Here is a 22,206-nt window from a genome sequence, read left to right as displayed (position 1 = left end):
ATAAACAGAAAGCCCCGCCAGATCATCTGGCGGGGCTTTCTGTTGCCGTATTTCGAATTGGCTACACAGCGGCTTTGGCCGGAATGGCCTGCGCCTGCACCAGTTCCAGATCCGGTTTAGACTCGTCGGCAATGGCTACCCGACCGCGCTCTTTACGCACAATGCGCGAAAACAACGAAATCTCCTGGTCGAACAGGAACCGGAAAAACAACCGCACATACGAGGTGTGGTATTTCAGCGTCTCGTAATACTCCGGCGCGTTTTTCTTGATGTCGGGCAGTCGGTTCCAGGGAATGGACGGAAAATCGTGGTGTTCGTTGTGAAAACCAACGTTCAGGTTGACCGTATTCAGCTGGCCGTAGTAGCTGTAGGTTTCCTGTTCTGGGTCGAGGGTCAGGTAGTGCTCCTGAATCCAGCGGGCGCCCAGCGGGTGGAGCCCTACCGAGAAAAACAGGCATAGCACCAGAAAAGCCAGCGCTTTCCAGCCGAACAGGGTTACGATCAGTACGTCGAAGGCCAGCTGAACAATGATGTTGGCAGCGACCCATTTGTCGATGACAGCCAGTTCGCGCATCCGAATGGTGCGGATACCCTGAAAAATCGGGAACATCAGCAGCCAGAACGCTTTACCAATGGCGTAGTTGTTAATCAGCTTGGCTTCGTACCAGTCGGGCAGGTCGGCGTCCAGTTCATGTACACCCTGAAACGCATGGTGTTTGATATGAAAATTTTTGAACGAGAGCGCCGTGGGGAAAGCCGTAGGCAGGTTGGCCAAAATAGCGGCCCAGGCATTGGCAGCCGGCTTACGGAAAATCAGGTTATGGGCCGCTTCGTGGATGCACACAAACAGCGTATGCGCCGGAAAAGCCCCAATGAACCAGGCCGCTGCAATAACGACCCACCACGACTGGTCACGAACGAGCCAGGCCATAGCCGTCATCAGGGTTACGCAGCCCACGATGACCCAGAACGTGGCCGGGTTTTTCTGACCGATCAGTTTCTTGATCTCGGGATGTGCTTTCAGAATTTGCCGGGTACGAATGCGGTGTGGCTCCGTAGTCGTGGAGCGAACAAAATCATTTACTCTTGCCATAGTTGATGTCGCCGGTACGCGTTCGGTAAGTAACGGATGGTAAAAATAGCATTTTGTCCCCGTTATTCGACGGGTTGTCTAAAAACCCACCGCATTTTTAACCAGATGCTACTGAGCTGGTTTGAGCGGGTCGCGGTGGGTTTACAGCCCGGCCTACACAAGAAAAGCGGAGCCAGTAGCTCCGCCTTTACTTATTCAGGTTGATTCAACAAAATGTCTATGACGACTGTCGGTGGCGTCGGTGCAGTGCGATGTCGTGAAGAGGCTATGTGGTGGGAACGGGCTAGACCAACCCCACTGACTCGACACCTGCACCGACTCCACCTTAATAACCGATTGGAATAGAGTAGCCTACCGACACCGCAACGCCCCGGTTGCGTACGTTTACGTTAACGACCGGCACCTGTACCTGCCGCGTAAAACCGTGTGTATAGCGACCTTCAATGAAGAACTTACCGGCACCGGCATCCATGGCCAGGCCCAGACCACCTACTGCGCCTACGTCCCAGCGGTTCAGCATGGACCCGTAGTTGACATCGACATCGATCGGCTGGGTCGTGATGAGGGCCGTACCCCGGGTCCGTACCCGTCCGTCGAGGGTGTAGCTAATGGCGGGACCGGCAATGAAGTACGGCTGAACGGGGCCGTCGGTCAGGTTTACCTTGGCCAGCAGCGGCATTTCCATCGTTTGGGTCTGGTAGGCAATGCGGGCTCCGACCGTCAGCGGAAAGCCGCCCAGGTTCAGCTCAAAGCCTTCCTTGACCATGAACCCTTTCTGTACGTAGGCAATTTCGGGCCGGATCGAGACGCGCTCGCTGATGGGAAAATCGAGGAAGATAGCTCCCGTTGGGCCCGGCGATGGGTGAAAATCCGGGGTAAAGCTGCCCAGAAACTCAGGTTTCGAGGCAAAAGCCCAGTTCGCACCGCCCCGGATGCCAACCTGAACCTGAGCTATAGTATCTTGAGCCCCTAGTAAGCCCAACGCAATGAGACCGGCAAGCACAATTCGTTTCATGACTGTAAGCGAAAAAATGGTTAATGGTAAAGCTGAACGAGTTTGCGTAGAGTGTCGGCAATAGGCGTTGGGAGTAGCGGGGTTTGTTGCGTTGTTCGTGGGTTGGATAGAGGTCGAGGAAAAAGGATTAATCCAGTCCGAATATTTTTGTGCGGCCACTCGCTTCAGGCTTGCCGACCCGTTCTTTTCGGACCGCGAACCGTTGTATTTTTTCTTGAAAACATTGTAGTGATCTTTTATCTTTACTGATTACCGACACCTTTACCTGTGATGAAGTACGTTAAACCGACTAAATACAGTTACCTGCCTAAGTTCCTGATGCCGCTGGATGTGTTGGGGCTTTTTGAATGCGACCCGTTTGGTAGTTCACTGTTAATCAGACGAATACTGATCGGTATAGTAGGCTGGCTAACGTACGCACGCTACACGGTGGTGAACCGGATTCAGATCGAAGGCACCGAACATCTCGAGAATCTGCCCATCAACAACGTTCTGTTTCTGTCTAATCACCAGACGTATTTTGCCGATGTGATTGCGTTTTTCCACGTCTTCTGCGCGGTGAAGTGGGGCTTTCAGAATACCCTGCTGCCGCCGGTTTACCTGCTGGGGCCCCGGGCGCGTCAGTACTACGTAGCTGCCTCAGAAACGATGCAGAAGGGAATTATACCGCGCATTTTTGCGGCTGGGGGGGCGCTGACCATTGAGCGGTCATGGCGGGCCGAGGGGCGTGAAGTACAGCGGTCGGTCGATACTTCCGCCAATGATAAAATTGCCAAAGCGCTGGCGCACGGCTGGGTCGTAAGCTTCCCGCAGGGCACAACCAGCCCGTTTGCGCCGATCCGTAAGGGAACGGGCCACCTCATCAAAAATAATGAACCGATTGTGGTGCCGGTTGTCATCAATGGCTTTCGGCGGGCCTTCGACAAGAAAGGGCTGCGCTTCAAAAAACGGAATACCCTGCTGACAGTTCGCTTCAAAGCACCCATGCAGATCAGCCCCGACGATAGCGTTGACGACATCGTTGCCAAAGTTCGTCAGGCTATCGAGCAGGAAACACCGGCCTGGGTGAAATAAGACCGTATCCGGTACTCAGGGTACCGTTACAGAAGCCAGCGGAAGAAGATGTAGAGGGTAAACGAAAGCAGCACCGATACGGGCAGCGTCAGTACCCAGGCCAGGGCTATGTTACGAACCGTACCCGCCTGCAGGTTTTTTATCCCTTTGTTGGCCACCATACTACCGGCAATCCCCGACGACAGCACGTGGGTTGTACTGACGGGCAGCTTAAGCCACGAGGCCAGTCCGATCATGAACGCAGCCGTCAGCTCGGCCGAAGCGCCCTGGGCGTAGGTCAGGTGCTGTTTCCCAATCTTCTCGCCTACCGTTACCACGATCCGGCGCCAGCCGATCATCGTTCCCAGCCCCAGCGAGAGCGCAATCATCAGGATAACCCACAACGGGGCGTAGTCGGTGAACCGGCGCAGCCCGTTTTTTTCGCCTAGATTTTCTTTCAGGGTGGCCAGCTGATTGGCACTCAGGTTGGCCCCTTCATCTTCGGCAATTTTGTTCATGTTGCTGTTGATCAGCAACAGATCCCGCCGAACGTCGAGCCGTTTCTGCTGGGGGATGCCGTTCGTGACGCTATCGGTATTGACCATTGTTTTTAGCTCGGTCAGCTCGGTGCGGGTACGGGCCAGGCGGGCACGGTTGATGGGCGCCAGCTGGTTCGAGTCAAGGGCCGCAATGGTCTGCTCGATCCGTTCGATATTAGGCTGCAGCAGGCGCGGGTCAAGATCCGGCTTTACCGCAAACTGAAAGGGTACAATACCGATCAGAATGAGCATGATCAGGCCAACACCCTTCTGACCGTCGTTGCTGCCGTGGAAGAAACTGACCAGCGAGCAGGTAACGATCAGAATACCCCGAATCCACGATGGAGGAGGAGTATTCTTCTTGGGTTCCTTGAAGAGCTGATCTTTGGTTTCTTCGGGCACTATCCGCCGGATGAGGAACATCAGAATAATAACCAGGCTGAAACCCAGCAGGGGCGACAGCAGGAGCGCTTCGCCCGTTTCGACGGCTTTTTCCCAGTTGACCGCCGATCCTGCGTTGTTGTCGGGCATGGTTGAGAAGGCCAGCCCGACGCCCAGGATCGAACCGATCAGGGTGTGGGAACTGGAGCTGGGCAAACCGAAGTACCAGGTGCCCAGGTTCCAGACGATAGCACTCAGCAGTAACGCCAGCACCATGGCCACGCTATGGTACACGTTCTGGTCGACCAGCAGTTCGACCGGCAGCAGATTGACGATACCCATGGCCACCCCAATGCCGCCCAGCAGTACCCCCGCAAAATTGCAGATACCCGACCAGACTACGGCAACGGTTGGTTTCAGGGAATTGGTATAGATAACGGTAGCTACCGCATTGGCGGTATCGTGGAAGCCGTTGACAAACTCAAAAGCACAGGCAGCAAATAAGCTGATAAACAGGAGGATAAAAACATCCGTTTCTAATCCAAACATGGAGAGGGAATCTTCAGTGACAGGCCCACGACCAGATCGTAAGCCAATGATTGCCACAAAAGTAAGCTAAACACAGCGAAGCCATATTACCAAATTGTTAAGTAGAGACGCAACCGCCCGGCCCTTGCGTCTCATGCGCATCAGCCATCTCATGCGTCAACAACCCTACGCGTCAGCTATCATTCGCAATAATTATAAAACCAGCCTACTAACTGACTCCGCCCACTGGCTACGACGGGCTGTCGTTAGCGAGTAGGCGGAGTCGATTAGTTGGGGTTTTATTGCTGACGCGTGTAAGGGGCTGACGCGTGTGAGACGCAAGGGGTTGCGTCTCTACGCATCTGATTGTAGAGACGCAACCCCTTGCGTCTCCCATGCGTCAGCCCCTCCCATGCGTCAGCAATAGACAGCCCGGTAGGAAACCCACCCTTTCGGCCATCGCGTCTCTACGTTACGATTTGCCGGCCAGCTGGCCGCAGGCGGCATCGATATCTTTGCCACGGCTACGACGGACGTTGACCGTTACGCCTTTGTCTTCGAGGTAGCCCGCAAACCGGTCCAGCGTCTGCGGATCGGTATTCTTGAAATTAGCTTCGGCGATGGGGTTGTATTCGATGATATTGACCTTAGCCGGTACGCGCTTGGTGAACTTCCAAAGCTCCTGCGCATCCTGCAGGGTGTCGTTGAAATTGTAGAAAAGGATGTATTCGAACGTGATCCGGGTGCCGGTCTTTTTGTAGAAGTAGCCCAGCGCATCGCCCAGGGCCTGAAGCGTGTTGCTCTCATTGATGGGCATGATGGTATCGCGCTTCTGGTCGTTGGCCGCGTGCAGCGACAGCGCCAGGTTGAACTTCACCTGGTCGTCGCCCAGTTGCCGGATCATCTTGGCGATACCCGCCGTCGATACCGTAATGCGCTTCGGTGACATACCCAGGCCGTCGGGCGAGGTAATCCGGTCTACCGACTCCAGCACGTTTTTGTAGTTCAGCAGCGGCTCGCCCATACCCATGTAGACGATGTTGGTCAGGGGCGAATTATAGGCGTCTTTAGCCTGCCGGTCAATGGCCACCACCTGGTCGTAGATCTCAGCCGCATCGAGGTTACGTTTGCGATCCATGTAGCCCGTGGCGCAGAACTTACACGTCAGCGAACAGCCCACCTGGCTCGATACGCAGGCCGTCATCCTGTCCATGTCATCAGTGCGTAAGGCCGGAATCAGCACCCCCTCTACCAGATTTCCGTCAAACAGCCGAAACGACGACTTGATCGTGCCGTCGTTACTGCGCTGCTGCTGGTCGACCGTGAGCGGCCTTATTTCGTAGTGGGTGTTGAGCAGTTCCCGCGTCGATATCGACAGGTTCGTCATCTGTTCGAACGACTGCGCCGACTTTTTCCAGAGCCACTCGTGTATCTGTTTCGCCCTGAAGCCCTGCTCGCCCTGTTGCACGAGCCACTCTTTCAGCTGAGCCGGGCTGGTCTTACGGATGTCTTGTTTCATAAGCTATCTGAGTGATCGAGCGAATTCGTTGTGGGTCGATTCCCGCCATCGGCCGGACTCAGTCCATTAATTACTCAATCGCTCACTAAACGTCTTTCCCGCTTCTACTCCTTTCGGTACCCAAACGGCGGCCCTGTCCATGATTTTAGGAGCAACGGGCACTACGTACGGATACAGGAAGGCATTCTGGGTATGTTTTGCGGGCATTTTGACGCCCATATAGCTTAACAACCACAGAATCACACTAATTCCAAACAACCACGTAAAAAGACCGACGGCCGCACCGGCCACACTATCGAACGTGCCGAGAATGGTGTACTTAAGCGACCGCCGAAGCGCGAAGCCCATCTGGTTGACCAGAAATATGGTCGGAAAAAAAATGACCGAGAACCCCAGCCAGGGAAGCAGTTTACGGGCCAGCTCGCGGCTGATGTACGGGCTCAGCAGATCGATTCCGAAGGCCAGGAACTTGAACCCTACAATCATGGCCACAATAAACGCAATGACCGCAACGATCTCAACCAGGAGGCCTTTGCGGTAGCCGTTGAACGCGCCCCAGGCCAGGGGTATAATCATGAACAGATCGAGAGCAGACATAGGGGCGTGGGGCAAAACGTGCGCAGGGCTGGCGTAACGAGTCAGGAGCCGGGCGTCAGGCTACGTACCCTACAACCCGACTCCTGACACCCGGCTCTTACCCGCCTGCCAGCAGGGTACGAACCAGAGCCGAAATGGCTTTGCCGTCGGCCTGACCAGCCAGTTCTTTGGTAGCCACCCCCATGACCTTACCCATATCGGACGGTACCGAAGCTCCCAGCCGGGTCATGATAGCCTGAATCGTTTCTTTCAGCTCGCTGTCGGAGAGTTGCTTGGGCAGGTACTGTTCAATGACCGCAATTTCAACTTCTTCTACGGCCAGCAGATCGGCGCGGTTCTGCTGCCGGTAAATATCGGCCGAGTCTTTGCGCTGCTTCACGGCCTTGGTCAGAATCCGGGTTTCATCGTCCGGCTTCAGCTCGCCGGTGCCGCCTTCTTTGGTTTCCTCGAGCAGAATCATCGATTTCACCGCGCGCAGGGCCCGCAGTTTGTCCTGATCCTTGGCCAGCATGGCCTGCTTGATATCGGCGTCAATTTGTTGTTTGAGAGACATAATCGTATGGAGTGATTGAGTGAATCAGTGAATGGGTGATTCAGACCTTTCAGCAATCGCTGAACCTTCAGCCTGGCCGCAAAGTTACGAAACCAGCAGAGCCATTCATTCAATTACTCATTCGCTCCATCGCTAATTCAAAAAAATGACTCGTCTCTCTGTCAACATCAATAAAATCGCGACGATCCGCAATGCGCGGGGCGGTACGAATCCGAACCTGGTACAGGTGGCCCTCGACTGCGAACGGTTTGGCGCGCAGGGAATCACGGTACACCCCCGCCCCGATGAGCGGCATATCCGCTACCAGGACGTGCTCGATCTGCACGAGGTCGTTACTACCGAATTTAACATTGAAGGCAACCCCGACCAGCGGTTTATCGAACTCGTGAAACGGGTTAAACCGGCACAGGTTACTCTCGTCCCCGACGCCCCCGATGCCATCACCTCCAACGCGGGCTGGGATACCATTCGCCATGCCGATCACCTGCGGCAGCTGATCGATACCTTTAAAGCCGACGGCATTCGGGTGTCGATCTTTGTCGATGCCGACGAGCGGATGGTCGACGGAGCCAAAGCCGTAGGAACCGACCGGATCGAGCTCTATACCGAACCTTACGCTACGCACTACGCGGCCGATCGCGAAGCCGCCGTTGCGCCTTTTGTCCGGGCGGCCCGGCGAGCGCAGGAAGCAGGACTAGGACTGAACGCTGGCCACGACCTGAGCCTCGACAACCTGCGTTTCTTTGCCGAACGGGTACCGGCTCTGCTCGAAGTCTCGATCGGTCACGCCCTGATCTGCGACGCGCTTTATTTCGGCCTCGAAAACACCATCCAGCTCTACAGACGGTGCCTGGAGTAGCGGCCGGGTCTGTTGCTGTTTTGCTCCGTCAGCCCATGCATCCGCTCCGTCAGTTTATTACCGGCTATACCCCGCTCAGCGAGAGCGACTGGCAATCCATTGAGCCGTGTCTGGTCAGGCAGGATGTGGCCAAAGGCCACATTATCCTTACGGAAGGGCGTATTTGCCGCCATCTGTATTTTCTGGAGAGCGGGTTATTGCGGTTCTTTATCCTGAAAGACGGCAACGACATCACCAAATACTTTACCGATGTGCCTTACGTCTTTACATCGCAGAAAAGCTTTACATCGCAACAACCCGCCCGGGAAAGTATTGAGGCTCTCGAAAACAGCGTTGTCTGGCTCATGACGTATGATGACGCTAACCGGCTATTGAGGCTGGATGCCTGGAGCACGTTTATCAGGTTGCTCATTCAGGAGGTGCAGCACTATACAGAAGCTATACTGGAAGCGCTGCAGACCGAAACCGCCGAACGGCGCTACCAGCAACTACTGGTCGAACGGCCCCACCTTGTACAGCGGGTGCCGCTGAAACATCTGGCATCTTATCTAGGCATTGCGCAGCCCTCGCTGAGTCGTATCCGAAAAAACATTCGGTGACGTACTGAATTTAACATAGGTGAAAGGTTGCCGGGCCGCCGTGGTAGAGTTTTGCCAAAAACTCTACCGCTATGTCTTACTCCATCCTGCTATGGCTGATGCTCGCAGCGACTCAGGCGCTGGCCCAGTCTACCGATACGCATTTCAGCCACACGGTTAGTACCTCGGCTTCACCGCAGGCCGTCTGGCATATCTGGACCGATGTGCCAAACTGGCAAAGCTGGGACAAAGGGCTAAAAGCTGCCACGCTCAACGGACCCTTCGCAGTGGGCACCACTGGTGTTTTAACACCGGACCGTGGCCCCCGATCCAAATTTATTCTCACCGAAGTGATCGAAGGAAAATCATACACGTTTCGGACAAAACTACCGCTCGGTGCTTTATACGTGAAGCGGCTTCTGAACGTGCAGAACGGCCAGACCGCGTTTACCCACGAAGTATGGTTCACCGGCGTAACAAAACACCTGTTCGGCCGGGTATCCGGCCGAGCCTACCGGGCGCTGTTGCCGACTGTTATGCAAACAATTCAAACGAGGGCCGAACAACAACCTGATCAGTCTTTATGAACAGCCTTGCTCTGATGAAGGTCATATACGCGGCCAATACGCTGGTAGCAGGCTGGATCAGCCTGACAAGTCTGTTCATGCCGCGCGTTGCACAGGTTACCGTCTTCAGCAATAGCATCGCCTATTCCGAGGCCATCCGGCTGGTAGGCGCTTTGTGGGGCGGTATTTTCGTCCTGTCGGCGCTGGGACTTTTCTTTCCGCAATCGATGAGTCTGGTTCTTCTCTTTCAGCTCATCTACAAAACCTCATGGCTGCTGGTTGTGGCTTTGCCGGCATACCTGACTTCACAACCCTATCCAAAAGCGATGGCTGCTTTTTTTCTGGTCTGGGTGGTGGTTCTGCCCTTTGCTATTCCGTGGGGGTGGTTATTCAGTCGCTAAACCCCGGCGCGCCGGGCAGCGGTCGGGAACCATAGCCAGCCGTTGGGGTTTATGCTACATCATGCAGCTTTCTGTCGATGCGTTTTTAGAACAGGCCCGGACCCTGCCCGTGATCGATGTGCGGTCGCCGGGCGAGTTTGCCCAGGCCCACATTCCGGGGGCGGTCAATATCCCGCTTTTTGACAACGACGAGCGGGCCCGCGTAGGCACCCGCTACAAACAGGCCGGGAAAGACCATGCGGTACTGCTCGGGCTGGAACTGGTCGGTCCTAAACTGGCCGGATTCGTCAAACAATCCCGTAAGCTGACCAACAGTCACGGCGGCAACGTACTGGTTCACTGCTGGCGGGGCGGCATGCGCAGCGGCTCGTTTGCCTGGCTGCTGCAAACCGCTGGCCTCAGCCCGGATACTCTGGCTGGCGGCTATAAAGCCTACCGAAACGCCGTATTCACCGACCTGGCCCAGCCGCGCCAGCTGATCATCCTGGGTGGTAAAACCGGCAGCGGCAAAACCGACATCCTGAAAGAACTGGCCCGGCAGGGTGAACAGATCATCGACCTGGAAGGCCTCGCCCATCATAAAGGATCGTCGTACGGCGCTATCGGGCAGCTGCCCCAGCCCTCGTCGGAGCAGTTCGAAAACCTGATTCACAACGACTGGCGACGGCTCGACCCCAGCGCCCGCATCTGGCTCGAAGACGAAAGCCGGAACGTAGGCACCTGCTTTGTTCCTATGGCGCTGTGGCAGCAGATGCGGCTGGCCCCGGTTGCCTTCGTCGACGTACCCAAGCCGGTCCGGATCGAGCGGCTGGTGCAGGAATATACCGGTATCGACCATGCCCTGCTGATCGAAGCCACCGAACGCATCCGCAAACGGCTCGGCGGCAAAGTGACCAAAGACGCCCTCGACGCCCTGGCCCGGTACGACTACGCCACCGTGGCCGACCTGACGCTCGATTATTACGACAAGGCGTATCTGCACGGGCTTTCTCACCGCGACCCCGCTACGATCCATACCGTTCAGGTGCTGGCCAACGATCCGGCGCAGACCGCCCGGGAACTCATCGACTGGGCCAACACCCAGGCCCGTTAACCGACCCGTTCATGATCAACTACCACAACCGACGGTTTCGCAGCGTGTCGAACTCCCCCACTGGCGAGGTTTCGGGCGAGACCGTATTTCAGTATTTCCAGCAGGATAATCTTGTCTGGGCTACCTACCAGGGCGGGTCGATCCGGTTCGGTACGCTGACGGGCCTCGTTGGACCCGATGGCTCGCTGCGGTTTACGTACCAGCACGTGAACAACCAGAACGAACTGATGACGGGCCACTGCGAATCGACCCCTTATCAGCTCCCCGACGGGCGGCTGCGGCTCAGCGAACGCTGGCAGTGGACCAGCGGGACCCACGCGACCGGCGAGTCGGTTATCGAAGAAATAGCGGACTGATCGTTGGCGGGCCAGACCGGCAACTCCCTCTTCCGGCAACGATCTATACAGGGGCCATAACAAATACGGAGCAACCCAGGCGGGCTACTCCGTAAGACACCATCTACTGTAAACGAACAGTTGCGTTTTACTCGCTCAGGTTTTTCAGATAAGCGATGCTCAGCGGCACCTGCTTATCTTCCTGGTTGCTCTCATCTTCGATGTAGTAATGCCGGATGCCAACTTTTTTGGCCAGCTTCAGCACCTTGGGCATATCGACCTGGCCTTCGCCCAGTACCACGTCGTTTTCGGGCGGGGTGCCGCCGGTCAGGTCGCCTTTGATCCCTTTCTTGAGGTCTTTGAGGTGCATGAGTTTCCAGCGACTACCGTATTTGGTCAGTAGCTGTACCGGATCGGCCCCGCCGTGGGTGGCCCACAGGAGGTCCATCTCGAACGAAACATACTTGGGGTCGGTGTTTTTCACGATATAGTCGAAGAGCGTACCGTCCTGATACGGCTGAAACTCGTAGCCGTGGTTGTGGTAGCAGAAGGTCAGCCCGTTATCGGCCAGGATCTTACCCACCCGGTTGAAGTCCTGAACGGCTTTCTGCGCGTTTACCAGCGTAAAGTTGCCCTTCTCGTGCGGAATCCAGGCGACCATAACGAACGACGCGCCCAGCGCTTTGGCCCGTTTCACCACCTCTTCGGGTTCTTTAACGATCAGGTCGTAATTGGCCCCGGTCGAGGTTACTTTGATGCCCCGTTCGTCGAGCAGCTTCTTAAACTCCTCGGCCGACATGCCTTTCGGTGGCCCGCCTTCTATTTCTTTAAAGCCGAGCGACTTGATCAGGTCCAGCGTACCGACTACATCTTTCGGAAACTGGTTGCGGTAGGTATAGGTCTGGAGCCCCAGCGGAAAGGTGTACAGGGCCTTACCCGACTGGGCCAGTGCGCTGGTCAGGCCGAGCCCATTCAGGCCGAGCCCGTTCAGGCCGAGCAACAGGGCCGCGGTTGCGAACAGCCGACGTGTGGTTTTGTAAAGCATAAAAACGGTTACAGGTTTTTCTTTTTAAGTTGATCAACGGCATAATTAGCCGCCCGCGCCGTAAACGCCATATAGGTCAGCGATGGGTTCTGGGTCGAGGTGGAGGTCATGCAGGCGCCGTCGGTAACGAACACGTTCTTACAGTGATGCAGCTGATTCCACTTGTTGAGGAGCGATGTTTTCGGGTCTTTGCCCATACGAACACCGCCCATCTCGTGAATGTCGGCCCCCGGGTTCGAGTGGGTGTCAACGGCTTTGATGTTCTTGAACCCGGCCAGGGTAAACATCTCGGTCATCTGCGTCATAAAATCGACCACCATTTTGTCGTCGTTCTCTGACCAGCCAGCCGCCGTAATCAGCTGCGGAATACCGTATTTGTCGGTCCGGGTGGGGTCGAGCCGGACGTGGTTTTTCTCGAGCGGCACGGTTTCGCCCTGCATCCAGCCGCTGATGTGCCACGGGCCCAGCTTCGGGTTCAGCAGCCGTTCTTTGAGAGCCAGGCCCATGCCTTCCTGGTTCTGGCTCAGGTTGCGCCCCCCGCCAACGCCCGTAGCGTAGCCCCGCAGAAAATCCATTTCCTGCTTATAGAGGTTCCGGAAGCGGGGAATGTAGCCGTTACTGGGGTTCTTGCCGTCGGTGGTTTTATCGGGGAAGCCGTCGTACTGGGCCGAGATCTTGCCCCGGTAGTTATGCCAGGCAATGTATTTCCCGAGCAGGCCGCTGTCGTTACCCAGTCCGTTCGGGAACCGGGTCGAAATGGAGTTCAGCAGAATCAGGTTGCTGTTCAGGGCCGAGCCGTTGACGAAGATAATGTTGGCGTAGAACTCCATCATCTGCAGCGTATTGGCATCAACCACCCGCACGCCCGACGCACGGCCTTTCTTTTCGTCGTAGATGATCGAGTGTACGACCGAATGGGGCCGGAGGGTCATCTTTCCGGTGCGTTCGGCCCACGGCAAGGTCGACGCATTGCTGCTGAAATAGCCTCCGAACGGACAGCCCCGCACGCATAAAGTCCGGTGCTGACACTGCGCCCGCCCCTGGGCGGTATGGATCGGCTGTGGTTTGGTAATGTGCGCGCATCGGCCCTGAATCAGCTGGCGGTCTTTATAGTGCTGCGCAATGGTTCCCTGCAAATGCGTTTCTACGCAGTTTAGCTCGATAGGCGGCAAGAACTCACCGTCGGGCAGGTTGGGCAGACCATCTTTGTTGCCGGAGATCCCCGCAAACTTCTCTACGTAGCTGTACCAGGGGGCCAGATCGGCGTAGCGGATGGGCCAGTCGACGGCGAATCCATCACGGGCGGGTCCCTCGAAGTCGAAGTCGCTCCAGCGCTGGGTTTGCCGGGCCCACAGCAGCGATTTGCCCCCCACGTGGTAGCCGCGGGTCCAGGTAAACGGCTGCTCCTCAACAAAGGGTTGCTCGTCGGGTTTGATGGCCCAGTGGACGGTATCTTCCCGCATGAACGAGCGAATGTTACCGTACTGAGCCCGCACCGCCAGCGGCAGCTGACCGCGGTGTTCGAGCTCCCAGGGATTCAGGTTGGCGGTTGGGTAGTCGGTCACGTGTTTCACATCCCGACCCCGTTCCAGCACCAGCGTTTTCAGGCCTTTGCCGGTCAGTTCCTTGGCCGCCCAGCCTCCACTGATTCCAGAGCCGATGACAATGGCGTCATAGGTCATGGCCGGGGTAGCATCAATCGCAAAATTTGCCATGGTTGATCAACGGTTATCGGATAGCGACGGGGGCCGGTACGCAGCCGTAGTAGTGACCCGGTATCATGGTGTAGTTCAGAAATTTCGTCATGACGTACTCGGAGGTGGTATATCCCTGAACGGCCAGGTTCTTGACCAGCACAAAAAACGCATGGCGGTCCGGCTCGGTCGATTGCTCAACGGCCGTCAGCAGGGCTGTTCGCTGGCTGGTGTCGCAGTCCTGAAACGAGCGGCTGTAGGTGGCCCGGGCAGCGCTTTCGAGGGCATCCAGACCGGCGCTCAGACTTTGTTGCACCGCTGGCTCGTAACAGTCGGCGACCATTTTCTGCACGAAGTCAGAAACCCCCAGATCTTTGGCACCGGGCGTATCGGAAGCGGGAATGAGCGTATCGACAAACCCGGTCAGAACAGCTGCCTGCAGCGGGGGCAGTAGCGGCTGCGCGGTCTGCACCGCAGCGGGTGTCCAGGCGTTGGCCCAGGCAGGTAATACCAGCAAACCACCGGTGGCCAGCGCCATGTGCCGGAGTGCAACTCGTCTTTCCATACAACGCCATCGGCAAGGGTAGGGAGCTTTGCCGTGTTGTACAAAGTAGTCTATCTTACAGGCCTACTTATCGGCCCGGCACCCCGTCAAACTGGTTCCGGCGGCACCGACTCATCCCGGGCCGCCAACACCGATCCCGGTGCCGAAAAACAGGTCTACACCAGCTTATCGGGTGTGATGGGCAGTTCGCGGATGCGCTTGCCAGTGGCGTGGTAAACGGCGTTGGCAAGCGTATCCGCGGAGCCAGGCTGACAAAGCAGCGAGTGGAGCGTACTGGTGTTATCGTTTTTTCTTCACCGTGGCGCTGGACCGTCTGATCACTTCGCGCTTCGGGAAAGCGATCCGCCAGACGGCGAGGGGTGTCTTCTGACCACCGAAACAGGTTTGGCAGATTATGTTCTCCGTCGGTACGGCCGCGTTGTAGATGAAGAGCGTATCGGCAACTTTCTGGATATTCGAGATCTGGGGCAGCTTCTGCTCGGCATTGTAGAGGTAAGCGTCCAGCACTTCGCGCTCTTTGGGGTTCAGTCGTTTGTTCTGCACATCGGCCGCGCTGAGCAGGCTGATCGTAACGCCGTACCGCTCTTCGATGGCCCGGGTGCGCGGCAGGTTGGTCAGCTGGCAGAGGCTGGCCCGAGCGGCAGGCTGGGTAGCTTTCTGAAGTTCGGTAGCCAGCTCTTTCTGCACAACGGTACTGATTCGTTCGCCAAACACATTGACTGTTTCAACCATATCGGCATTCGTAATGCGCTTTATTTTCTTGTCGGCCATTTCCTGCTTCAGCTCGTTTGTGTACTTCACCCGTTCGGGATCGCAGGCAGACAGGCTACTCAACAAAAATAGGCTGGTAAGTAAATGAGGGACGTTCATGGGGTTACGCTGGTTTATAGAGTTATAACACGTTCGATAGGTCAACGGTTGCAGCCAAGGCCATACGCCGGAATTTTCGTATTTTTGTCCATATTTTATCTGTCATCCTCTGGTTACAGCCTGGCAACCCCTGCCTTGCTTTTGTGATCCTGGTTAGGACAACAATCAATCAATATGCTCGATCAGTTAGAAGCCATCAGCGAACGCTTCAATGAAGTAGCTCAGCAAATTGTGCAGCCCGAAGTCGTTTCGGACCAGAAGCGCTTCATGAAGCTGAGCAAAGAATATAAAGACCTCGAAAAAATCGTGACGCAGTACCGGGCCTACACCCAGCTGCTCGAAGAGATCGACAACGCCAAGCAAATCGTTGCCACCGAGAAAGACGAAGAGTTCCGGGAGCTGGCCAAAGCCGAGCTGGACGAACTGCTGCCGCGCCGGGAGCCGCTGGAAGAACTGCTGAAGGAGATGCTGATTCCGAAAGATCCGAACGATAGCAAAAACGTGATTCTGGAGGTTCGGGGCGGTACCGGGGGCGACGAAGCGGCCATCTTTGCCGGCGATATTTTCCGGATGTACCAGCGTTTCTGCGAGAAGATGGGCTGGAAAATGACGCTCGTCGACTTCACCGAAGGAACGTCGGGTGGTTATAAAGAGATCATTGTCGAGATCGAAGGCGAAGACGTGTACGGTAAGCTCAAGTTCGAGTCGGGTGTTCATCGGGTGCAGCGCGTACCGGCTACCGAAACCCAGGGCCGTATCCATACCTCAGCCGCCAGCGTGGCCGTACTGCCCGAGGCCGAAGAAGTCGATATCGACCTGAACATGAACGACATCCGCAAGGATACGTTCTGTTCGTCGGGCGCGGGTGGCCAGTCGGTAAACACGACCTACTCGGCGGTTCGGCTTACCCACATCCCAACGGGGCTGGTGGTACAGTGTCAGGATGAACGCTCGCAGCTCAAAAACTTCGACAAGGCGCTGACCGTTTTGCGGTCGCGTCTGTACGAGATCGAGTTGCAGAAGCACAACGACGCCATTGCTTCGCAGCGCAAAACGATGGTCGGCAGTGGCGACCGCTCCGACAAAATCCGAACTTACAACTACCCGCAGAGCCGCGTTACCGATCACCGCATCGGCCTGACGGTTTATAACCTGCCCGCCGTTATGGATGGCGACATCGGCGAGTTTATCGAACAGCTCCGCATCGCCGAGAACGCCGAACGGCTCAAGGAAGGCGCAACGGCGTAGCGGTTTCTTCTGTAAATTCGGGATCAGCGATGGCCCGTCAGGGCCCAAACAGCATAGCGTCGGTAGCAATCGGTAGCCTCGTTCGAGATCGGGATCAGCGATGTGCCGTCAGGTACATCACAGCGCAGCGTCGGTAGCAATCGGTAGCATGTATGATTATGTTTTATCGAAAGCCATGTGCCGTCAGGTACACAACAGCATAGCGTCGGTAGCAATCGTTCGGGGTAAGCAAATACAATGTGCCGTAGGTACATAACAGGTTAGGTACCTACGGCACCTGTTCACATCCGAAGGGCTTTTCTCTACCGACGCTGCGCTGTTGCGGCCCTGACGGGCCATGAATGATCCCGAAACACGAAACGAGGCTACCGTCTGCTACCGACGCTGCGCTGTTTGGGCCCTGACGGGCCAGGGAAAAATCCGGATTTCATAAAACGAACCCGATCGGCTCGCGAGCTGGTCGGGTTTATTTTTGAAGTGTACCGGCCTATACCGGTGACCTCCGCCAGCGAAAACAAAACGAACCGGAACGGAGTATCTAGTACAACGTATTCCGGGCGATTTCTGCGCCGGAGAATACCATACCGAACGACCAGACACTTCACATGAAAAAGAGCACCGCGAAACATATTGGCCGGATTTTGCTGGGCAGCAACCTGGTTTTTGCCGGCGTCAGTCACCTTACGTTTGCCCGAACCGATTTCCGCGCGCAGGTGCCGGATTGGGTGCCTTTGCCCGTAGATGATACGGTGATCTACTCGGGACTGGCCGAAATAGCCCTCGGCACGAGCCTGATTCTGGCCAATGAACAACAGCAGCAAACGGTAGGCCGGGTGGCGGCTGCTTTTTTCGCGGCTGTTTTTCCGGGTAACATCTCCCAGTATGTGAACCGGCGCAGCGCGTTCGGTCTGGATACCGATCGGAAGCGGTTTGTCAGGCTCTTTTTTCAGCCGGTGCTGATTGCGTGGGCGCTGAAGAGTACCGACAGGGAGTAAACAACCCGCTAAAAATTCCCGTCAAATACGGCGCCCGTCTTCAGGTCTTTCAGGGAGAGCGAATTGACCGTGCCGATACCCGCAAACCGGATCTTGACACCGTAAATCCGGCGCAATGGCCTGGTGTACCGGGTTTTGTAGACTTCCCGGTTGTCGATAAAAACAACGGCTTCTTTACCGACAACCCGCAGCGTCAGCCGCCCGCCCGACCGCAAATCGGCGCCCAGAAAGCTCAGATCGTCCCGCTGTCCGTTTTTCAGAATATCGGAATTCTGAATGTTGATCCAGTGGGCGCAGCCGGGCTTCATTACTTCAAAGATATGCTGCGACGACTCGCCCCAGACCGTAAGGCCTACCTGCGAGCAGCGAACCCCCGCCCGGTCGGGCGACGATTTCACGTAGGCAGTCAGCTCGAAATTATCGCCGTCGATGGCTGTGGCGTGGCTGTTGATAAACTCCATAAAAAAGGTGCGGTTCGTGTCGATGCCGGCATGAGCCGCCTGCAGGGCACTCACACTCCGCTTGCCGCCGGTAAACAGGCCATCGACCTCGATGGGGTATACCCGGCTGGAGTCGTGCATCATATTGGCCGTTACTGTCCAGCCCTTGGTCTTCAGGAAAATAGTTGCCGTATCGACGTTGACGCCATCCTGCTGTAGAACGGCGAAGTAGCGCCCCGGCCGCTCGTAGTAGTGGGTGTGCAGGCTGTCGCTGGCGTTCAGGGTCTCGCGCTTGCCGTCGCCAAATAAAACCGTATAGGTAGCCGACTCGGTAGCCCCCGCCTGCTTAAGCACAAAAACCGCCGAATGGGGATTTTCGCCCAGCGGATTCCGGCAGATAAGCCGGGCGGGTTCGGTAGTGGCCGGCTGCGGACGTACGAGCCAGAGCACCAGCACACTTCCGAGAATACCTAGTCCTGCCAGCCATATCCACGACCAGCGCGTCGGCTTCCGAGTCGGCACAGCGTCCTGTATACGGCTGCTGGTCGGTTCGGGCGGGGTCTCCGGTTGTATAAGCGCAACCGAACGCCGGCTGGTCTGCCGGGCTTCCCAGTCCTGTACGTCGACAAAATGGTCCCAGTCCGGATGACCGATGTAGGCCGCCAGGGCGTCGCGGGTGGCTTTCTGCGGGTAATAGCGCGAGTCGGTTTTGATTTTTCCGAAGATCCGCTTCAGGGTATTGGGGCTGATGCGTACGTGCGTTTGCCTGAAAAGGATATGACTCAGGGTCACGTAATCGCTATTGGTCCAGGTCTCGCTGTTGGGTTTGCCGTAGGTTTCGCTCACCCGCCGACAACAGACCTCCAGAAACGCAAACGCGTTGGCTTTTCCGGGTTGTCCATTTTCCGTAATCATACAGGATAGCTATCTGTTTATCAGCGAGTTGACTTGTTCATAATTTCGATTAACAAAATGGGTAAGCTCAACCCATCCTCTTCGTATAATGCAACTTTACCTTTACATACTCGTACTCAAAACAACCCCTAAGCCGACCTAAGTAGTACGAAACTTATAAATATCTGAATATTATGCGACAAAAACGTGTACTGTACTGCGTCGTCTCACTGGGCCTATGGGTGCCGCTCCTGGCGCAGGCCCGCCCGGCGGGGTCGCCTGCCACCCGGGAACCTGCCCACCTCGTAACCGGGCTCCGTCCGATCGAGGCCAGCCTAACCCGGGAACCCGCCCAATCAGCCAGTACCCGTCGGCAACAGACCGACGACCGGATTATTACGGGTACCATCAGCGACGAAAAAGGGATAACGCTACCCGGCGTCAGTGTCCTGCTTAAAGGTACGCAACGCGGAGCGGTAACCGACACCAAAGGTATGTTTCAGCTGGCAGTACCCGACGGAGCGGCCACGCTGGTCATCAGTTTTGTTGGCTATCTGAGCCAGGAAGTTGCCGTTGGCAGCCAGACAACGATTACCATTCAACTCGCTCCCGACACCAAAGCCCTGGAAGAAGTGGTAGTCGTCGGGTACGGTACCCAGCGGAGAATAGAAACCACTGGTGCCATTGCCTCGGTCAAAGCCGCCGACCTGCTGCAAACGCCCGTGGCCAACGTTGCTCAGGGCTTGCAGGCACGGGTGGCGGGCGTGCAGATAACCCAGAACTCGGGCGCGCCGGGCGGTAACGTCAGCGTCAGGATTCGGGGTACCAACTCCATCAACGGCAGCTCCGAGCCTCTCTACGTGATTGACGGGATTCAGATTGCCAACTCGGGCGGCATTACCGACGTAAGCCCGCTCTCGCAGATCAACCCGAACGATATTGAGTCGATCGAGGTGCTGAAAGACGCATCGTCGACGGCCATTTACGGCGCCCGGGCGGCCAACGGCGTCGTGCTGATCACCACCAAACGGGGTAAAGATGGCGCTACGCGGGTCAGTTACGATGGCTACGCGGGCGTTCAGCAGGTCAACAAAACCCTCGACGTACTGAACGCGCAGCAGTTTGCCCAGCTCGAGAACGAAGTCTACAAACGGCCCATCTACGCCAATCCCGGCAGCCTCGGCGAAGGTACCGACTGGCAGAACCTGATCTTCCGGCAGGCGCCCATCCAGAGTCATCAGCTTTCGGTCACGGGCGGCAATCAGAAAACCCAGCTGGCACTGTCGCTGAATTACTTCGATCAGCAGGGCATCATCAAAAACTCAAGCTTCACGCGGTATTCGTTCCGCTCCAACCTCGACCACCGGCTCACCGACCGGATCAGGATCGGCACCAGCCTGTATTACGGCTATTCGATCAACAACGGCGTCAACGTGGGCGGTACGGGCTCCGACGTAACCAGCAGCCGCGCGGGTGTACTCGGTGCCGCGGTGGCTGCCCCACCGACGCTAACCCCGTACCGGCCCGATGGCAGCGTTTTCCCGTTTCAGGACCAGATGAACGGGCAGTATCAGGAGGTCACCAACCCGCTGAACTTTATCATTCCCATCAACCGGCAAACGACCCAGCGGATTCTGGCCAATGTATACATCGACGTTGCCGTATTCAAAGGGTTTACCTACCGCCCCAGCTTTAACGTCGACCTGGGCAATACGCTGGCGGAGTTCTACTCGCCCCTGTCGCTGCTGAGTCAGTCGCAGCTGGCATCGGGGGGCGGCAACGCATCCAACACAACCTCCTTCGGGCGGACCCTCCTGCACGAAAGCATATTTACGTACCGCACCCGACTGGCTCAGGATCATACCCTGACCGCTACTGCCGTACTGGCTACCCAGGCCAACGTAGACCAGCGCTACAACCAGACGGCCCAGAACTTCCCGAACGACATTACCACCAACAACTCCGTAGGCCTGGCCGTAACCCAGCGCATCGCCAGCGACAAAAGCAAATCGCGGCTCGACTCGTATCTGGGCCGGGTCAACTACGGCTACAAGGATAAATACTTCCTCGATCTGACGGCCCGGGCCGATGGCTCCAGCAAATTCGGGGAGAACAACAAGTACGGTTTTTTTCCGGCTGTTGCCGCGGCCTGGCGCATCGTAGAAGAGCCGTTCATGAAGTCGGTGCCGGTTATTTCTGACCTAAAACTGCGCGGCAGCTGGGGCATTACCGGCAACGCCGGCGCCATCGACCCCTACAAATCACTGGCTACGGTCAGTGCCTCGGGGCTGAACTACAACTACAACCATAACCCGGTTACCGGCATCAACCCAACAGCCATTCCGAACCCCGACCTGCAATGGGAACGCTCGACCCAGGTGGATATCGGCATCGACGTCAGCCTGTTCAACAACCGCCTGTCGCTGGTGGCCGACTACTACAACAAGCGCACCGACAACCTGCTGTTCGAGAAGGTATTGCCCATGTCGTCGGGCTACACGGCACTGACCGGTAACTTCGGGTCGATCCAGAATAAAGGGCTGGAGCTGGCGGTTAACGGTCGCATTATACCGGGCGGAGGCCGGGGGCTGCAGTGGGATGCATCGGCCAACGTCACCTTCAACCAAAACGAGGTACTGGCCCTCGACGGGGTTCTGGAAGAGCTGCCCCGCTCGGCGTTTGCGCTGCTCAAAGTTGGTTACCCCATGGGGCTGTACCGCACCTACCTGTTCGACGGCATCAGCCAGACCGGCGAAACCATCGTGCCGGGCTACGACGGCCGGGTGGGCGGTCATAAGGTCAAAGACGTCAACGGCGACGGTACCATCACAGCCGCCGACCAGCTGATTGTCGGTAACGCCCAGCCAAAGGCTATTTTCGGCTTCTCCTCCTCGTTCCGGTACCGGGGTTTTGATCTGAACCTGTTCATGCAGGGCGTACAGGGCAACAAGCTGATGAACCTGTTCCGGTACACCTTCGAAACGGCGCTGGGCCAGCAGAACGTGCTGGCGGGTCTGGCCAACCGCTGGTCGGCAACGAATCCCAGTAACGAATATGCCAGCGGGTTTCAGGGTGGGCGGCTGCCTATCTCGGACCGGTACGTAGAAGATGCCTCGTTTGTGCGGCTGAAAAATATCTCGCTTGGCTACACGCTGCCCCGGATCAAAGGCGTCAGCCAGATTCGGCTCTACGTCAGCGCCAACAACGTCTTCACGCTCACCAACTATACAGGTTTCGACCCGGAGGTAAACAACTTCGGTAACGCCACCACCCAGTTTATCGACAACGGTACCTACCCCATTGCCAGGTCGTATCTGGGCGGGTTGCAGGTCACATTTTAAAGGT

21 protein-coding genes are annotated in these 22,206 nt (G+C 56.7%); 10 read left to right on the top strand and 11 right to left on the bottom strand.

The genetic code is table 11. From position 1 onward, the window contains the following. Positions 1-61 precede the first annotated feature (61 nt). A complete protein-coding gene (locus EQG79_RS19345) occupies positions 62-1,093 on the bottom strand; it encodes a fatty acid desaturase (protein WP_077919504.1) in 1,032 nt (343 codons plus the stop codon). 325 nt (positions 1,094-1,418) lie between these two features. Next, a complete protein-coding gene (locus EQG79_RS19340) occupies positions 1,419-2,108 on the bottom strand; it encodes a porin family protein (protein WP_129603298.1) in 690 nt (229 codons plus the stop codon). 270 nt (positions 2,109-2,378) lie between these two features. On the opposite strand from EQG79_RS19340, the gene EQG79_RS19335 reads away from it, so the two are divergent. Further along, complete coding sequence (locus EQG79_RS19335) at positions 2,379-3,182, top strand: lysophospholipid acyltransferase family protein (RefSeq protein WP_077919506.1); 804 nt, start codon at positions 2,379-2,381, stop codon at positions 3,180-3,182. Positions 3,183-3,208: 26 nt separating this feature from the next. Here the strand turns inward: EQG79_RS19335 and EQG79_RS19330 are convergent, their stop codons facing one another. The 4 genes from EQG79_RS19330 to EQG79_RS19315 form a co-directional block, all read right to left on the bottom strand. Then, positions 3,209-4,630 (bottom strand): inorganic phosphate transporter, encoded by a 1,422-nt coding sequence (locus EQG79_RS19330; protein ID WP_129603296.1) that lies wholly within the window; start codon positions 4,628-4,630, stop codon positions 3,209-3,211. A 451-nt stretch (positions 4,631-5,081) separates the two neighbouring features. Continuing rightward, positions 5,082-6,128, bottom strand: a complete 1,047-nt coding sequence (gene rlmN / locus EQG79_RS19325; protein ID WP_077919508.1) for a 23S rRNA (adenine(2503)-C(2))-methyltransferase RlmN — start codon at positions 6,126-6,128, stop codon at positions 5,082-5,084. A gap of 66 nt (positions 6,129-6,194) precedes the next feature. After that, positions 6,195-6,725 carry a CvpA family protein gene (locus EQG79_RS19320; RefSeq protein ID WP_170315659.1) on the bottom strand — a complete coding sequence of 177 codons (531 nt, stop codon included), beginning with the start codon at positions 6,723-6,725 and terminating at the stop codon, positions 6,195-6,197. Between the two features lie 97 nt (positions 6,726-6,822). Continuing rightward, entirely contained in the window at positions 6,823-7,278 is a 456-nt protein-coding gene (locus tag EQG79_RS19315) for a GatB/YqeY domain-containing protein (RefSeq protein ID WP_077919509.1), read from the bottom strand. A 145-nt stretch (positions 7,279-7,423) separates the two neighbouring features. On the opposite strand from EQG79_RS19315, the gene EQG79_RS19310 reads away from it, so the two are divergent. The 6 genes from EQG79_RS19310 to EQG79_RS19285 all read left to right on the top strand — a co-directional run bounded on the left by EQG79_RS19310 (position 7,424) and on the right by EQG79_RS19285 (position 11,131). After that, the gene (locus EQG79_RS19310; protein ID WP_077919510.1) at positions 7,424-8,137 is read left to right on the top strand and encodes a pyridoxine 5'-phosphate synthase; all 714 of its coding nucleotides are present in this window, start codon (positions 7,424-7,426) and stop codon (positions 8,135-8,137) included. A gap of 35 nt (positions 8,138-8,172) precedes the next feature. Next, positions 8,173-8,736, top strand: coding sequence for a Crp/Fnr family transcriptional regulator (locus tag EQG79_RS19305; RefSeq protein ID WP_129603294.1), 564 nt, complete (start codon positions 8,173-8,175; stop codon positions 8,734-8,736). Between the two features lie 71 nt (positions 8,737-8,807). Next, the gene (locus EQG79_RS19300; protein WP_129603292.1) at positions 8,808-9,302 is read left to right on the top strand and encodes an SRPBCC family protein; all 495 of its coding nucleotides are present in this window, start codon (positions 8,808-8,810) and stop codon (positions 9,300-9,302) included. After that, positions 9,299-9,682, top strand: coding sequence for a hypothetical protein (locus EQG79_RS19295; RefSeq protein ID WP_129603289.1), 384 nt, complete (start codon positions 9,299-9,301; stop codon positions 9,680-9,682). The genes EQG79_RS19300 and EQG79_RS19295 overlap by 4 nt, the downstream gene beginning before the upstream one ends. Before the next feature lie 61 nt (positions 9,683-9,743). Continuing rightward, positions 9,744-10,775, top strand: coding sequence for a tRNA 2-selenouridine(34) synthase MnmH (gene mnmH / locus EQG79_RS19290; RefSeq protein ID WP_129603287.1), 1,032 nt, complete (start codon positions 9,744-9,746; stop codon positions 10,773-10,775). An 11-nt stretch (positions 10,776-10,786) separates the two neighbouring features. Then, a complete protein-coding gene (locus EQG79_RS19285) occupies positions 10,787-11,131 on the top strand; it encodes a n-acetylglutamate synthase (protein WP_129603285.1) in 345 nt (114 codons plus the stop codon). Between the two features lie 127 nt (positions 11,132-11,258). On the opposite strand, the gene EQG79_RS19280 is transcribed toward EQG79_RS19285, so the two are convergent. The 4 genes from EQG79_RS19280 to EQG79_RS19265 form a co-directional block, all read right to left on the bottom strand. Then, positions 11,259-12,155, bottom strand: a complete 897-nt coding sequence (locus tag EQG79_RS19280; RefSeq protein ID WP_129603283.1) for a sugar phosphate isomerase/epimerase family protein — start codon at positions 12,153-12,155, stop codon at positions 11,259-11,261. Between the two features lie 8 nt (positions 12,156-12,163). Continuing rightward, positions 12,164-13,870: a GMC oxidoreductase gene (locus tag EQG79_RS19275; protein WP_129603280.1), complete on the bottom strand. Its 1,707-nt coding sequence runs from the start codon at positions 13,868-13,870 to the stop codon at positions 12,164-12,166. Between the two features lie 13 nt (positions 13,871-13,883). Continuing rightward, complete coding sequence (locus tag EQG79_RS19270; RefSeq protein WP_240699398.1) at positions 13,884-14,414, bottom strand: gluconate 2-dehydrogenase subunit 3 family protein; 531 nt, start codon at positions 14,412-14,414, stop codon at positions 13,884-13,886. A 279-nt stretch (positions 14,415-14,693) separates the two neighbouring features. Further along, positions 14,694-15,284 carry a hypothetical protein gene (locus tag EQG79_RS19265; protein WP_129603278.1) on the bottom strand — a complete coding sequence of 197 codons (591 nt, stop codon included), beginning with the start codon at positions 15,282-15,284 and terminating at the stop codon, positions 14,694-14,696. Positions 15,285-15,458: 174 nt separating this feature from the next. Here EQG79_RS19265 and prfA point away from each other — a divergent pair, with 174 nt between their 5' ends. Further along, complete coding sequence (gene prfA / locus EQG79_RS19260; RefSeq protein ID WP_077919517.1) at positions 15,459-16,532, top strand: peptide chain release factor 1; 1,074 nt, start codon at positions 15,459-15,461, stop codon at positions 16,530-16,532. A gap of 605 nt (positions 16,533-17,137) precedes the next feature. Continuing rightward, positions 17,138-17,527 (top strand): DoxX family protein, encoded by a 390-nt coding sequence (locus EQG79_RS19255; RefSeq protein ID WP_077919518.1) that lies wholly within the window; start codon positions 17,138-17,140, stop codon positions 17,525-17,527. An 8-nt stretch (positions 17,528-17,535) separates the two neighbouring features. On the opposite strand, the gene EQG79_RS19250 is transcribed toward EQG79_RS19255, so the two are convergent. After that, positions 17,536-18,882 (bottom strand): hypothetical protein, encoded by a 1,347-nt coding sequence (locus EQG79_RS19250; RefSeq protein WP_129603276.1) that lies wholly within the window; start codon positions 18,880-18,882, stop codon positions 17,536-17,538. 173 nt (positions 18,883-19,055) lie between these two features. Between EQG79_RS19250 and EQG79_RS19245 the strand changes: the two genes are divergently transcribed. Then, positions 19,056-22,202, top strand: coding sequence for a SusC/RagA family TonB-linked outer membrane protein (locus EQG79_RS19245; RefSeq protein ID WP_240699397.1), 3,147 nt, complete (start codon positions 19,056-19,058; stop codon positions 22,200-22,202). Positions 22,203-22,206 lie beyond the last annotated feature (4 nt).

This window comes from Spirosoma sordidisoli, from assembly GCF_004138325.1.
In the GTDB taxonomy this organism is placed as follows: Bacteria; Bacteroidota; Bacteroidia; order Cytophagales; family Spirosomataceae; genus Spirosoma; species Spirosoma sordidisoli.
The sequence above is the reverse complement of the archived record's forward strand: the minus strand, read 5'-3'. Positions and strand labels throughout refer to the sequence as shown.

Excerpts from the sequence above, each read along its gene's own strand:
- EQG79_RS19330 (WP_129603296.1), bottom strand. The coding sequence starts at position 4,630 with ATGTTTGGATTAGAAACGGATGTTTTTATCCTCCTGTTTATCAGCTTA.
- EQG79_RS19255 (WP_077919518.1), top strand. The coding sequence starts at position 17,138 with ATGAAAAAGAGCACCGCGAAACATATTGGCCGGATTTTGCTGGGCAGC.
- EQG79_RS19265 (WP_129603278.1), bottom strand. The coding sequence starts at position 15,284 with ATGAACGTCCCTCATTTACTTACCAGCCTATTTTTGTTGAGTAGCCTG.
- EQG79_RS19340 (WP_129603298.1), bottom strand. The coding sequence starts at position 2,108 with ATGAAACGAATTGTGCTTGCCGGTCTCATTGCGTTGGGCTTACTAGGG.
- EQG79_RS19295 (WP_129603289.1), top strand. The coding sequence starts at position 9,299 with ATGAACAGCCTTGCTCTGATGAAGGTCATATACGCGGCCAATACGCTG.
- EQG79_RS19335 (WP_077919506.1), top strand. The coding sequence starts at position 2,379 with ATGAAGTACGTTAAACCGACTAAATACAGTTACCTGCCTAAGTTCCTG.
- mnmH (WP_129603287.1), top strand. The coding sequence starts at position 9,744 with ATGCAGCTTTCTGTCGATGCGTTTTTAGAACAGGCCCGGACCCTGCCC.
- EQG79_RS19275 (WP_129603280.1), bottom strand. The coding sequence starts at position 13,870 with ATGGCAAATTTTGCGATTGATGCTACCCCGGCCATGACCTATGACGCC.
- EQG79_RS19300 (WP_129603292.1), top strand. The coding sequence starts at position 8,808 with ATGTCTTACTCCATCCTGCTATGGCTGATGCTCGCAGCGACTCAGGCG.
- EQG79_RS19310 (WP_077919510.1), top strand. The coding sequence starts at position 7,424 with ATGACTCGTCTCTCTGTCAACATCAATAAAATCGCGACGATCCGCAAT.
- EQG79_RS19315 (WP_077919509.1), bottom strand. The coding sequence starts at position 7,278 with ATGTCTCTCAAACAACAAATTGACGCCGATATCAAGCAGGCCATGCTG.
- prfA (WP_077919517.1), top strand. The coding sequence starts at position 15,459 with ATGCTCGATCAGTTAGAAGCCATCAGCGAACGCTTCAATGAAGTAGCT.
- EQG79_RS19280 (WP_129603283.1), bottom strand. The coding sequence starts at position 12,155 with ATGCTTTACAAAACCACACGTCGGCTGTTCGCAACCGCGGCCCTGTTG.
- EQG79_RS19270 (WP_240699398.1), bottom strand. The coding sequence starts at position 14,414 with ATGGAAAGACGAGTTGCACTCCGGCACATGGCGCTGGCCACCGGTGGT.
- rlmN (WP_077919508.1), bottom strand. The coding sequence starts at position 6,128 with ATGAAACAAGACATCCGTAAGACCAGCCCGGCTCAGCTGAAAGAGTGG.
- EQG79_RS19250 (WP_129603276.1), bottom strand. The coding sequence starts at position 18,882 with ATGATTACGGAAAATGGACAACCCGGAAAAGCCAACGCGTTTGCGTTT.
- EQG79_RS19305 (WP_129603294.1), top strand. The coding sequence starts at position 8,173 with ATGCATCCGCTCCGTCAGTTTATTACCGGCTATACCCCGCTCAGCGAG.
- EQG79_RS19345 (WP_077919504.1), bottom strand. The coding sequence starts at position 1,093 with ATGGCAAGAGTAAATGATTTTGTTCGCTCCACGACTACGGAGCCACAC.
- EQG79_RS19285 (WP_129603285.1), top strand. The coding sequence starts at position 10,787 with ATGATCAACTACCACAACCGACGGTTTCGCAGCGTGTCGAACTCCCCC.
- EQG79_RS19245 (WP_240699397.1), top strand. The coding sequence starts at position 19,056 with ATGCGACAAAAACGTGTACTGTACTGCGTCGTCTCACTGGGCCTATGG.
- EQG79_RS19320 (WP_170315659.1), bottom strand. The coding sequence starts at position 6,725 with ATGTCTGCTCTCGATCTGTTCATGATTATACCCCTGGCCTGGGGCGCG.